12 protein-coding genes and 1 tRNA gene are annotated in these 13,173 nt (G+C 41.8%); 6 read left to right on the top strand and 7 right to left on the bottom strand.

The window, feature by feature from the left end; genetic code table 11:
• Window positions 1–21: 21 nt before the first annotated feature.
• Complete coding sequence (gene ccmB / locus EHV07_RS16150; RefSeq protein WP_147199026.1) at window positions 22–681, bottom strand: heme exporter protein CcmB; 660 nt, start codon at window positions 679–681, stop codon at window positions 22–24.
• A complete protein-coding gene (gene ccmA / locus EHV07_RS16155; protein WP_147199027.1) occupies window positions 681–1,298 on the bottom strand; it encodes a cytochrome c biogenesis heme-transporting ATPase CcmA in 618 nt (205 codons plus the stop codon). Before ccmA ends, ccmB begins: the two co-directional genes overlap by 1 nt.
• Window positions 1,299–1,549: 251 nt before the next feature.
• On the opposite strand from ccmA, the gene EHV07_RS16160 reads away from it, so the two are divergent.
• The 6 genes from EHV07_RS16160 to EHV07_RS16185 all read left to right on the top strand — a co-directional run bounded on the left by EHV07_RS16160 (window position 1,550) and on the right by EHV07_RS16185 (window position 8,095).
• Window positions 1,550–2,470 carry a formate/nitrite transporter family protein gene (locus EHV07_RS16160; RefSeq protein ID WP_147199028.1) on the top strand — a complete coding sequence of 307 codons (921 nt, stop codon included), beginning with the start codon at window positions 1,550–1,552 and terminating at the stop codon, window positions 2,468–2,470.
• A gap of 398 nt (window positions 2,471–2,868) precedes the next feature.
• Window positions 2,869–2,943 (top strand) — tRNA-Arg (locus tag EHV07_RS16165).
• A 179-nt stretch (window positions 2,944–3,122) separates the two neighbouring features.
• The gene (locus tag EHV07_RS16170) at window positions 3,123–4,382 is read left to right on the top strand and encodes an integrase arm-type DNA-binding domain-containing protein (RefSeq protein ID WP_147199029.1); all 1,260 of its coding nucleotides are present in this window, start codon (window positions 3,123–3,125) and stop codon (window positions 4,380–4,382) included.
• A 427-nt stretch (window positions 4,383–4,809) separates the two neighbouring features.
• Entirely contained in the window at window positions 4,810–6,342 is a 1,533-nt protein-coding gene (locus EHV07_RS16175) for a recombinase family protein (RefSeq protein ID WP_147199030.1), read from the top strand.
• A complete protein-coding gene (locus tag EHV07_RS16180; RefSeq protein WP_147199031.1) occupies window positions 6,343–7,215 on the top strand; it encodes a ParB/RepB/Spo0J family partition protein in 873 nt (290 codons plus the stop codon). It abuts the gene before it with no gap.
• Between the two features lie 7 nt (window positions 7,216–7,222).
• Window positions 7,223–8,095, top strand: coding sequence for a plasmid partitioning protein RepB C-terminal domain-containing protein (locus EHV07_RS16185; RefSeq protein ID WP_147199032.1), 873 nt, complete (start codon window positions 7,223–7,225; stop codon window positions 8,093–8,095).
• On the opposite strand, the gene EHV07_RS16190 is transcribed toward EHV07_RS16185, so the two are convergent.
• From EHV07_RS16190 to hxsD, 5 genes are read right to left on the bottom strand one after another with little or no spacing between them, the layout of a single operon-like run.
• Window positions 8,092–9,702: a TIGR04141 family sporadically distributed protein gene (locus tag EHV07_RS16190; RefSeq protein ID WP_147199033.1), complete on the bottom strand. Its 1,611-nt coding sequence runs from the start codon at window positions 9,700–9,702 to the stop codon at window positions 8,092–8,094. The two genes, EHV07_RS16185 and EHV07_RS16190, sit on opposite strands and share 4 nt — an antisense overlap.
• A 19-nt stretch (window positions 9,703–9,721) precedes the next feature.
• A complete protein-coding gene (gene hxsA, locus EHV07_RS16195; RefSeq protein ID WP_147200650.1) occupies window positions 9,722–10,354 on the bottom strand; it encodes a His-Xaa-Ser repeat protein HxsA in 633 nt (210 codons plus the stop codon).
• Complete coding sequence (hxsC, locus tag EHV07_RS16200) at window positions 10,351–11,463, bottom strand: His-Xaa-Ser system radical SAM maturase HxsC (protein ID WP_147199034.1); 1,113 nt, start codon at window positions 11,461–11,463, stop codon at window positions 10,351–10,353. Before hxsC ends, hxsA begins: the two co-directional genes overlap by 4 nt.
• Entirely contained in the window at window positions 11,456–12,850 is a 1,395-nt protein-coding gene (hxsB, locus tag EHV07_RS16205; RefSeq protein ID WP_147199035.1) for a His-Xaa-Ser system radical SAM maturase HxsB, read from the bottom strand. The genes hxsC and hxsB overlap by 8 nt, the downstream gene beginning before the upstream one ends.
• Complete coding sequence (gene hxsD, locus EHV07_RS16210) at window positions 12,847–13,125, bottom strand: His-Xaa-Ser system protein HxsD (protein ID WP_168199642.1); 279 nt, start codon at window positions 13,123–13,125, stop codon at window positions 12,847–12,849. The genes hxsB and hxsD overlap by 4 nt, the downstream gene beginning before the upstream one ends.
• Window positions 13,126–13,173: the final 48 nt, after the last annotated feature.

Genomic DNA, 13,173 nt, shown 5'->3' on the forward strand with positions numbered 1-13,173 from the left:
GGTGTTCAAAATTTAAATACGTTAATGCACGCTAACCCGCAATGCGGCGGCAGTAGCGAAAGGCGCCAGCGTTATGCTGCCTGCAAGTAATGCACCTAAAATAGCCAGATAACCTTTAATCGGTAATCCCATGCTCGCGGCGTCTATGGCCGCTGTAGCAAAAATCAGTACCGGCACGGCAAGCGGCAGCACCAGTAAACTCAGCAAAACACCACCACGGCGCAGGCCGACCGTCAGCCCCACGCCAATGGCACCCAATAAACTCAACGTTGGCGTTCCCAGCAGCAGCGAAAGCGCCATCGCACGCCAGCTGGCAAAGTCCAACGACAGCAGCAGCGCCGCCAGCGGAGAAAGCAGCAGCAACGGCAATCCGGTGATCACCCAGTGAGCGGTCACTTTTCCCAGCACCGTTACCGGCAGTGGGGTCGGCAACAGCAGAAGCTGTTCGAGTGAACCATCCAAAAAATCGTCGCGGAACAGTCGCTCCAGCGCCAGCAAGGAGGAAAGCAGCGCGGCAACCCACACAATGCCCGGCGCAATCCGCGCCAGCAGCTGAGGTTCAGGTCCAATCCCCAGGGGGAAAAGCGTGATAACTATAAGGAAAAACCACAGCGGATTAATGATTTCTGCTCCGCTTTGCGAGGCAATACGCAATTCACGCTTCACTACACGCCAGAACATCAGCTCAGCTCCGACGAGGTCAGACGAATTTTGCGAATCGGGTTCTCTGCTACAGGTAGTTCCTGATGAGTGGTCAGAATGACCGCTCCCCCGCTGTCTGCATGACGGGTAAATAAGGTCATTAACGTCGCCACGCCTGATTTATCAATGGCGGTCAGCGGCTCATCCAGAATCCATAATGGCGCCTGCGTTAACCACAGTCTGGCAAGCGCAACGCGGCGCTGCTGTCCGGCAGAGAGCTGAGCCGTAGCCACTTCTTCAAATCCCATCAAATCCACTTCTTCCAACGCGTTCCACACAGCATCCTGCGAGCAGGAAGCATGAAAGAACTGCAAATTTTCCTGAGGCGTTAACCGCGCTTTTACTCCTGGCTGATGGCCAAGGTAGAGCAGCCCGGCGTGATAATTTTCCCGCTGCTGACGAATGGGCTGCTGATGCCACATCACTTCACCCTGTTCGGACTGGCTCAGGCCCGCAAGAATACGCAACAACGACGTTTTTCCCGTCCCGTTTGCGCCCTCAATCTGAACAATGTCGCCCGCAGAAACAGCAAAACTGAGATCGCTAAATAGCGTGCGCTCATCACGTACGCAGGTAAGATTGCAGGCCTGGAGCATTAATTTATATCGCGCTTGTTAAAAAGGAGTGAAATAGTACCACAGGAACTCCGGTCATCGCAGCCTGCAGCCTTCCTCCCGGCGCGTGGATCGATGTCATTATGTGCTTTTTCGCTGCAAATTCGCTGAAAAAAACCGCTTCGTTAAAAGCTTGTTACCCTTCTCTTCAACCTTCGTTACATTTCAGCATTGGCAAAATCCCGCTACGCTTAACACAGGATCTCTCCTCTGGGGCATCAGGAGCCGCAAACATGAAAAACAAAAATGAAGATGAAGTAGAAGTCGAAAGTGATGAAAGTGAAACAGGACAAGAGATTGAAGTCGATGAGGAGGCTTTGCCTTCACGCGCAGCGGCGATTCATGAGCATATTCGTCAGGATGGCGAAAAAGAGCTTGAACGTGACAGCATGGCGCTGCTGTTTTCCGCCATCGCTGCCGGACTGTCAATGGGTGCATCATTGATGGCGAAAGGTATCTTTCAAACCCATCTGGAGGGAGTCCCGGGCGCTTTTTTGCTGGAAAATCTGGGATATACCTTCGGTTTTATTATTGTGATTATGGCCCGACAGCAGTTATTCACAGAAAACACCGTTACGGCCGTGTTGCCCATCATGCATAAACCGACCGGGAGCAATATGCTGCTGTTGCTGCGTTTATGGGGCATTGTGCTGGCGGGCAATCTGGTTGGCACAGCAATGGCTTCGCTGGCCTTTACGCATATGCCCATTTTTGATGACGCCACGCGGGAAGCCTTCGTCGCTATCAGCCAAAAAGTGATGGTCAATACGCCCGCAGAGATGTTCGCTAACGCTGTCGTTTCGGGTTGGATTATTGCCACTATGGTTTGGATGTTCCCTTCTGCCGGTGCGGCAAAAATCTGGGTGATTGTTTTAATGACCTGGCTGGTGGCGCTGGGCGATCTGGCCCATATCGTGGTGGGCTCGGTTGAAGTGCTTTATCTGGTGTTTAACGGTGTGGTTAGCTGGCAGGAATTTATCTGGCCGTTTGCACTGCCAACGCTGGCGGGCAATATCATCGGCGGAACCTTTATTTTTGCCTTAATCAGCCACGCGCAGATTCGTAACGATATGAGTAACAAGGCGAAGGCTGAAGCGGCTAAAAAACAGCAGAAAAAGCGCCGACAGGGCGAAAAAGACTCTTCAGAAAGCTAAACAAAAACGGCAGCTGCCTTAACAAAGACGCTGCCGTTATTGCCTCAGCTGAACAGCGAGAAGGTGTGCATATAGAACGTGCTGGCAAACGCGACGTAACCCAACCAGACCAGCATGATAATGGCAAGTGACAGTTTCAGGGACATGGGCATACCTCTTTCAGGTAATAAATGAGAAGTTGATTCACTTCGCATTACACTATTCCTCTGTCAGATCGCCGATATTGATCCAGCGCAATAATGCCCGATCAGATTGCAAATATGTCACAGCCACTGACGCCAGCGCAGGACAAAACACAGTCTAAATCTTAAAAGCACCAGCCGATTGTGGATAAAACCAGCAGTCAATCGGGTAAGTGGTTAATCTGAAGATAAAAACGCGCTATACTCCCCGCCGCTGTCTCCTTAGTTAAATGGATATAACGAGCCCCTCCTAAGGGCTAGTTGCAGGTTCGATTCCTGCAGGGGACACCAAATGTTAGCCCACCAAAGTATTTCAAAGTCTAGTCAACTCTTTAACTTCAAACACTTACCTCTCGTTAATAGCCCATTAACGTTTACCGCTGTATTTCAAAATCCACTCTGTTTAGTTGGTACATATGTTGGTATGTTAAGTTCGATATTGCAGATACCATCATCTGAGGGTTTTTAGTATGGCACTCACAGAGCTAAAAGTAAGAAATACAAAGCCTTCTGATAAACCTGTCAAGATGACCGACGGTAATGGTATGCACCTGTTGATCACCACAAGTGGTTCCAAATACTGGCGTTTTCAGTATCGCTTCGCTGGTAAACAGAAAATTCTCGCGCTGGGTGTTTATCCAGAGGTTTCATTGTCAGAAGCCAGACGAAGAAGAGATGAAGCCCGTCAGCTCGTTGCAAACCATGTAGACCCAAGTGAAAAGCGAAAAGCACAAAAGATTGAGAGCAAAGGCTTGCTAACATTTGAGCAAGTTGCCAGAGAATGGCATACCAGTAACAGAACCTGGTCAGACAGTCATAGAACTACCGTATTGAACAGCCTTGTTTCCCATGTGTTCCCTGTCATCGGCAAACGTAATATCAGCGAGCTAAAAACTCGTGATTTGTTGGTTCCTTTGAAAAAAGCAGAAGCTTCAGGACACCATGAACTGGCTTCCCGCTTACAACAGCGCATTACGGCGGTAATGAGGTATGCCGTTCACAATGCTTTGATTGAACAGAATCCTGCAAACGACCTCGCTGGTGCTGTTGTTTCCACTAAAAGTGTTCATCGCCCTGCCCTTTCTCTGGAACGATTGCCAGAGCTTATGAATCGTTTGGAAGCATATAAAGGAAGAGGCATTACCCAAATTGCAGTGCAGTTAACACTCCTGACTTTTGTCCGTTCGAGTGAACTGCGATTTGCTCGCTGGTCAGAAGTCGATCTCAAAAATTCACTGTGGACTATCCCCGGAAAGCGACAACCTATGGAAGGGGTAAAATATTCTGCAAGAGGGGCAAAGATGAAAATGCCTCATTTGGTTCCATTAAGCTCACAAGCCAAAGCACTTATGGAAGAGCTTCATACGATCAGTGGTAACAAAGAACTTATGTTCATTGGTTTTACCGGGGATGACAAACCTATCAGTGAAAATACTGTCAACAAAGCACTTAGGGCGATGGGTTACGATACGAAAGTAGAAGTCTGCGGGCATGGTTTCAGGACTATGGCATGTAGTGCCTTAATCGAATCGGGATTATGGTCGAGAGATGCTGTGGAAAGACAAATGAGCCACCAGGAACGCAACAGTGTCCGGGCTGCTTACATACACAAAGCGGAGCATTTGGAAGAACGGAAACTTATGTTGCAATGGTGGGCTGACTATCTGGAAGCTTGTAAAGAAGAAGCACAGACACCTTTTTCCTACTCTGTTCAACAATCAGAAAAATGAGTAGCAAACTATACGTATTTAATATTTATAATCGATAACTCAATGGGGATGCGAATATCTATCAAGAATTCAAATCTCCCCTTTGTAAAATAAATAATTACCTTAATACATACATCCATTAAGCATAATCGTGGCAAAAACGATGATGGTTATTAATGACATATTTCAAAAATCGATGTTTATAAATCATCAAAATAACCTTGCAAATCAATAAGTTAAACCATCCTTATGTTACAAGATTTTCATTTCATTCTTATCACTCAACCATCCTCTCCCCCTGGTTCATAACAATGAATCTTCAAAAGCGGTTTTGTTTTGTAGCTAAAAAACAAACCTAATAAATTAATGCCAAAAAAGGTTGCAACTAGAACGAAATTGATCAATTTTTATACAGATTGGTTTTCCACAGTTGCACTAAGGCACTGCAATGGATAATAAAAATGAGAAAAAACAGAAGGTTAAAGTAGCCCAATATCTACGGATGTCTACAAATCTTCAGGAATTTTCGTTAGATAACCAAGCTCAGTTCATAAAAAAGTATGCTGACGACAACAATATGGAAATCTTGCATACTTATGATGATGCAGGAAAAAGCGGTGTATCCACGTCAGGAAGGCATGATTTTAATAAGTTAATCAACGACATACTCACTAAGGAAATCAATATTGATGCTGTGCTTGTATATGATGTAAGTCGTTTTGGTCGCTTTAAAGATCCACAAGAAGGCATTTACTATAAATATTTATTAAAAATGAATAAGGTAGATGTCATCTACTGTGCTGAAAATCTTCCTGCGAATAGTGATACTGAGACGTTCATACTTTCATCACTTATGTATGCTGCGGGAGCCTTTAGTAAAAACCTTTCAATCAAAGTATTTGCCGGACATGTAAATCTTGTTAAGCGAGGATACTATCAAGGTGGAGTGCCTGGATACGGACTTAAAAGAAAGTTACTTGATAATAATAACAAAGCGAAAATGATACTCAACAATGGTGAGAGAAAGAGTCTGCAAACAGATAGGATAGTCTTAGTGCCAGGAAGTAAAAAAGAAACGGACTTAGTAAAGAAAATATTTAACATGTTTATTTTTGAAGGATTGAATGAGTATCTCATTGCTTCAAAACTAAACCAAGAAGGATATAAATACAGCGACAAATCGGATTGGACACGAAGCCGGATACATTCTGTGCTTATAAACAATCGCTATACTGGTAAGTATACATATAATCGAACATCTCAGAAACTGAAAACTAAAAGAGTTCAAAATCCTGAAGAAGATTGGATTGAGTATAATACCTTTTTTAAACCCATAATTTCAGAAGAAAAATTCAGGTTAGCGAAAGAGATTATTAATAACCGCTCAATAAAAATGAGCAATGAAGAGATTCTTGAATTTTTAAAAAAGATCCTTTCGACTCATGGAAAAATATCAGGTTTTATCATAGATGAAGAGGATAATGGTCCATCAAGCAGTGTAGTAGCAAGCCGCTTTGGAGGACTTCTACCTGCATATAAGCTGATAAATTACACACCCGAACGAGATTACCGTTATTTAGAAATAAACTCATCCCTACGTATTAAACATGACCATATTATAAATAAAATACACCAAGAAATTAATAACAGCGAAATATCTATATTAGATAATAAACTAATCACCATAAACAAAAGCTTAACCTTTACCATAATACTTTCTCGATGTAGAAAAATGGGAACTGGAAAATATAGATGGATTGTTAGATTAGACAGGGGGATAAATCCTGAAGTTAGTGTGATTGCAAGAATGAACAGTCTTAATACCGAACCTGTAGATTATTACATCCTGCCTTCGCTTGAAAGTTTTGAAAATAAACTGAGTCTAAAAGAGAATAATAACCTTCTATTTGAGATGTATAGATTTGATAACATCAGGACCTTCTTTGATATGCTTTCAACTACGGAAATGGAGGTAGCCTAAATGAACGACGACCAAATTCACATGCTTGAAATATCAAAAATAAAAGTTGTAATTCCTCGTTCCCGGAACAAGTTTAAACATGCTGAGATAACAGATAGTATTGATACAAGTGGATTAAGAAAACCAATAACAGTAAGAAGAATTGCGGATAGAAAATACGAATTTGCCTTGATTTGTGGTCAGGGTAGACTTGAATCACTCTCAGCTTTGGGAGAAGAGCTAATACCTGCTTTCATACTGGACATTGATGAAAACAAAGCATACATAATGAGTTTGGTTGAAAATATGGCTCGTGTAATACCAAGAGCGGGCGAGCAGTTCCAACGAATAAAAGAAATGAATGATCAAGGTTTATCTAACAAAGAAATATCCTATTCTACTGGCCTATCATTGCACTGGATTACCAGCCTGACTATGCTAATTAGCAAAGGAGAAAACAAACTATTATCTGCTGTAGAATCAGGAAGCATTCCAATCTCACTTGCAGTTGAAATTGCCAGAGTGGACTTCGAAGGTGGGCAAGAATTACTAATTAAAGCTTTTGATGAAGGTTTAATAAAGCATAAAGATGTTGGTAAAATAAGAGATATATTGGATTCCCGAGATGAAGGTTTAAAAGGCTTTCTGAACAATAGTTTCGGAGTTGCAAAGAAAAAGAAAAAACTCACTACTGATGAACTTAAACAGTTATACCAAGATAACATTTCACAGCACAGAAAAATAAAAAACAAAGCTGAATATGTCGAGAGAAACTTACTCATAGCCAGTCAAATATTTAAAGAGTTATCTGAAAGCGAAGAGTTTAGTAAAATTTTAAATGAAGAGAATTTAAATGGAGTAGTAAAGGTTATTATGAAAAATACTTCTTGCTGAGGTTAAAATGATTAAATACTGCTTTAATGAAAAAACAGTCAGCTTTAAATTATCTGATCTTATTTATACAAAAAAACCTCCTACCAACTATAAAAGTAGCCAAAAATACATTCAAATAAAGAGCACGATATCTGCACTTGGATTAGTCGAACCTATACTGATTTACATTGATGGGGCTGATGGCACTGCAAAAATCCTCGATGGTCATCTGAGAGTTGAGGCATTAAAAGATATTGGAGAAGAAAGAGTTGCTTGTCTCGTTTCAACTGTTTACGACACTTATACGCCCAACAAAAAAGTCAATAGAATAACAATAATTCAAATTCAAAGAATGTTAAAAGAAGCTGTTAGAGTAGGTGTTCCTGAAGACATGCTTTGTTCAGCTTTGAATATAAGTTCCGATTCATTAAAAAGTAACCTATCAGTTCTTAAAGGCATATGCCCTGAGGTTATAGAATTATTTAATGATAGAGATATACCTAAGAACACATTTATGATCTTAAAAAGAATGATTCCTTTTAGGCAAATTGAATGTGCAAACCTAATGATAAAATTTGATAATTATTCAAAGATTTTTGCTCAATCGCTTTATCACAGTTCATCACCTGAGCTTTTAAACGACAAAGGTAAACCTAACATTGATGAGAGATCTGGTAATAGAAAAGCAATTGAAAGGCTTGAGAAAGAGATGGCTCAGGTCCATTTCGATACAGAAAAGATAAAAGAAAACTACGGTTCCAATAGTCTGAAGCTAACGATTGTTATCTCTCACATAAAAAAAATACTCGAAAACCCCAAGGTTTTCCATTGGCTTCTTAGGAATAAACAAGATTATCTTAGTGAACTTACCAAGATATCTGACATTGATAAATTATCTTAGGTCTTGTTCTTTTGTGGCTTACATAACTTTTTTTTGTAAATATTGGGATCTACTGCTATTTTGCAAATCCTAACTTCGTATCCAAAGTTGCTAATGCTCTTATGAAAGTTTTTTAAATTTATTTTTGAAAACAGAGGCAGATCTTCAGGGATTTTTTTGTTCGTAGCTATAGCGAATACTAATTTATAGTTTTTAGCATCAGGCCGTATTATATGATCAGCTAATTTTATATGAACGGGAAGTTTCTCATTAAGTTTTCCTCGAAACTCTGAATCGCTTATGAAAAGTTCAGAACCGACAAATCCTTGTGAGAAAAGATGGCTCATACTTTGTGAGCCACTATAATACTTCACATGAATAAAATCTGATGCACCTTTTATAAGGTCGCAAAATTCAATTTTACTTTTCCCACCACCATGATGAATAAATTTTTGATCCATGTGTGTAAATGATTTGTCACCAAGACAAACATTTTTATTGTAATCTTCTTCTCTTTTATAGGAGTATACCGGAAACTTATCAGACTCCTCATAATGCAGAATCTTTTTCATCTCATCATCAATGGTTGTTACGAATTTTCTATCGGCCACATACCATATGGAGTCTCGCAGAATGTAGTTTTGATCGCCTTCTTTTATTTCAGCATAAATGCATCTATACAAAGACCATTTCTTTATCGTTTCATAATCGGCATTTAAAACATGCAAGCAACTTCTTTTAAGTTCATCAACAGTAACATCCGCATTTTTGCCATCAAAATATTCACATATGTGATCGATTGACAAGCTTTCATAAATAATGCTTCTTTGCTTTCTCTCGAAACAATATCCTATTTGATTTTCCCAATCCACAATTTCTGGCTCACCTATCCATATGTCACTGAAGTCTCTTTGATTTATCAAATCGATCAAAAGCGAATCCAATATTTCAACTTCAGCTTCATCAGCTTCTTTGATATTGTTAACCCATTCGAATTCTTCAGGAAGGGGTAATTTATAAATAGAGTCTATTTTTATTAATAATTCAGGAATGGTTTTCAAGTCAATGTCTGGCACAATTACAAAAGAATCTTTCCCTGTTATTTTATTCCCTAAAACATCTTCAGTGGAAGTGCCCGTGAGGGTCGTGAGAATATCCATCTCAGAATCAATTTTAAGATTATATATATCGACTTCTTTACTACTCTGACTACGAGTTAGAAGATTGGTTTCGTTATGACTACCTTTATCCAGGCTACGGATTTTTTTATGCTCAATACATTTAAGGGTTGTTTTCAGTCCAAAACCTTTGACAATGCCACTATCATTAATTAAGTGATGACCAGTTCCAAACGGAATAAGATACCTTGAGTTATCAACCTCAACTACCAGTACTGCTCCAGTGCTACTATTCATACCAAAAAAATCGGGTTTTATGTCTTTCTTTTGGCTTGTAAATAAACTTGTCCATTCAGGTAGCACTGGGTCAGAAATCTGCTTTGCATAAAGGTATGCTCTTGCATCGTCCATATCAAATTCAATAGGTTTTTGGACTTTTTCCAAATTCAAAACCTGATCAATGTCATCAGTAATTCTTTTTGTTTTATAAATTGAAAGTTTTATCTTCATTATATTTACTCCCAATGTCTTATCGGGCCAGTATATTTAAGGAGTTCAATAGCTGAGTGTCTAATGTTTCTCTTACTGGAGTAGGCAATCCATTCGCAACCCTATAATTCTTGATTGCTGCCCTTGTGGCTGGTCCCATGCTACCGTCAATACTACCGTTGTAAAAACCTTTATCGAGTAAGGCGAACTGCACTCTCATGATCAACCGCTTCCGTTTTTCTGTATCCGAAGTCAGCCCACTACTTGCGCGGTTGGCACCTGTAGTCCCTGCTGAATTTGTTGTGGTTCTGCTATCTGTGTCATTAGAACGAAGTGAACGGACAGAGGAGGATGACGACGAACGAGTTCCTGAACTGGATGAGTCTGATGTGCTAGGCGAGCTGTATGTTTTGGGATAGTAAGGAGTGCTTCCACCATAGTAGCCACCGCCTGATGAGGAACGGTGTGAGCTGTGGCTACGGTGAGAACTGTGACTTCTGTGTCCTGCAATGTAGAACGGCACTTCGGTGTTGAGCGGAGCTATCACCAAATCATGTTCGTTCAAAGTCATACCAGGTAAGTCACTGGCACCAGTAGATGAATCACTTGCCCAAACAGAGTTATTAAGAGCCAAAAATCCAGGAAGCAGAGCCGCGAAATTAAACTTTTTCATATTATTGGTCTCGGAGGTTGATGAAAACGGCCTTTTGATGAACTGAAATAACCAGCACAGGAAGACTTCTGAGTGCATTCATCACATTCTTTGGGATAGTAATTTTTCCAGTCAGAGATGGATTGTGTAGCAAAACCCCATGCCCTTTCAGGAAGGTGGCATAATGGATAATTGAAGATGGTAAGAGGGATTCCTGACCTGTGTGCAGTGTCTACAGCCGAAAGGATTTGTTCGCTGTATTTGTCGTGCTCAATGAAGATTGATGACCAGTTCTTACGGGCCCATCCAATCGACTCTAACCCCATCAGGGAAATCTGATTGATGTTCGAGAACACACGACCAGCAAACTCTACTATGTCATCAAGATCTGTGTAGTTCGCCTGAGTAGGGATGACTCTCAGTTCGATGTTGATACCTGAATTACCGGCATTGATCAGTCCCCTGACTGTTTCATCAAAAGCTCCCTCGCTTCCGACCAGATAGTCGTGCACAGATGCTCTTGAAGAATAAAGCGGTATCCCAAACGTGATTTTGATCTTATCGCTTCTTTCCTTCATCTGCTGGGTAAAGCTGACATCCGCAAACTTCCGTCCGTTGGTTAGAACATGCAGTGCTGTGTCAGGAGAGTTTTCGATGATGAAGTCCAGAAAATGCAGGAAGTCTTCGCCATAGAGCAAAGGCTCTCCCCCGCTCACTCCCACTACTCCATTCAGAGAGAAGGAAGCGATAGCGAGAGCTGACTGGTTGAGAAGCCAGTCATCGTTTCCAGCTTTAGGAGGCTGAGAACAAAACAGGCAACTGTTGTTGCACCTTTCAGTGACAAGAACTGTGTTGTGGTTTGCTCTACGGGACAGTATCACCCGGAGCATGTTGCCGTTGTTGACGATCCCAATGTCACCATCTTCAATGGAATCGAAAAGTTCCTGGCTCACAATTGAGTCTGCAAAATATGCAGGCAGTCTGGAATCGAGTTGTGTTGCAGTGACAAGCAAATTTGGCAGATAGAATTGAGGATTCTCGGGCTTGGTTTTACACAGGCAATAGAAGCCTTGCTGAACTGGTAAGTCTGATGAAAACCGAAAAATATCGTTTCTCAGCACCTCAGACATAAGCCCACCTTTTGAGCATCTCAGCCATTGGTCCATCCTGAGAGATTTCATTCAGCAGGAAGCGGAACATCCCTTTATGATACTGGCAGAAGGTTGACCGACTCTTGTCACCAACAGGCTCGCCATGAACACTGATGTTCTGACAAGGATCTGCTCCACAGAAAGGCTGATATGCGCAGGTGTCACAACCTGGCATGGCGAAGTTGAATGATGATGAGAGAGCGGAACGGTAGTATTCGTTGCTACTGAATGAGAGTGAAGCAAACTCTCCTGCACTGAAATCTGCTTCGGGATTTACTTTCTGAAGCATACGGCTTTCATCGCTGCCGTATACCTTGCCGTCATAGTTAAACAGGATGCAGTTCAGCACGACTCCACTTGGTGATTTCAGATCTGCATAACCACTGAAACCCGGATTAAAAATCCGCTTTAGATGGATAGAGGCTGAGTGCTCAACGACAGGTATGCCTTTCTGATTCTGAAGCAACACTTCCTGCATTAACTTCTTATAGAACTCAAAATATTCAGGCATTGAAAAAGTGAAGCTCTGCTTCTGAGCAAACCCGTAGGGACTTACAGGCCGGATAAACATGTCAGTGATGCCAAGAGACAGATGAGCATCAACTATGGAAGCTGGCTCTTTTGTCAGCTCCTTAGTAACTGTGGTTACCGTAGCTACCCGGTTTGCTCCCAGCTCTTCTGTAATTTTTCTAATGCCCGTGACGGCTTTGTTGTGAGCCTGAGAGTCGGTGAGGATACGGTTTTTATTATGGACGGCTTCGTTACCATCAAGAGAGACAGAAAAGGTGATATTCCGTTCTTTAACCCAAGAGAGGATGCTTTCATCGAGTATTGAAAGGCTCGTAGCAATAACCATTTCGAAAGCACCACTACCTAATGAACTATCGCACTCTTCATAAATTGCCTGGACGAGATCGAACCTGAGAAGCGGTTCTCCGCCCTGCACTTCAATCTTGTAAGGTGAAGTGCCCAGTTTTTTAATGGTGCTGACGATTTGCGGTATCAGTTCTGGGTTGAGGTCATAGCCGTCAGCAGTGACCGATGCTCTGCTGACCTGGCAATACTTGCATGTATGATCGCACCTGAGAGTCGGCACAATCATGAAAATAGGTCTGACGGCCAGTTCGTTCATCAGTCGCTTGGCAAAGGCAGAACTCAGTGAGGCTTTTGAAACTGCCTGATTCGCATCGTCTGCAATGAACAATCTGCTTTCAAGTAGCCGGGAGGTTGTTTGTTCAGGAGGGAATTTGTTATCGGCAAGGAGATGTAGTTCTTCGTTATCGACGAAGCTGTGAAAGCCAGCAAGGTTGCTGATGAAGACTTTGCCATTGCTCAGGCGGTCAAAGTTGAATGGCATCGTATTCATTGAAATAGTCTCGAATCAATACTCCTCAGAACATTGTCGATGATAGAACTCCTGACCTGTCCGGTATGAGCCTGAAGCTTCTCCCTGAGCTTGTAGTCATTCAGTAGTCGTTCGAACTCGAACTCAACTTCGTCGTTCCAGTCTTCGAACGAGACGAGCCAGTGCTCATCGTCTTCATCAAGCTTCCAGCGGGCGACATTACTCATCCAGTAGAGACTGTTCCGCAATATCCATTCTGAATATTCGTTTTTACTTATGATTTTTTTCATTAACATAGCCCATATGGAATTGAAAAAAAGCAACTTATTAGAAAGCAAAGATTT

It is taken from the genome of Pantoea sp. CCBC3-3-1 (assembly GCF_007981265.1).
Classification (GTDB): domain Bacteria; phylum Pseudomonadota; class Gammaproteobacteria; order Enterobacterales; family Enterobacteriaceae; genus Erwinia.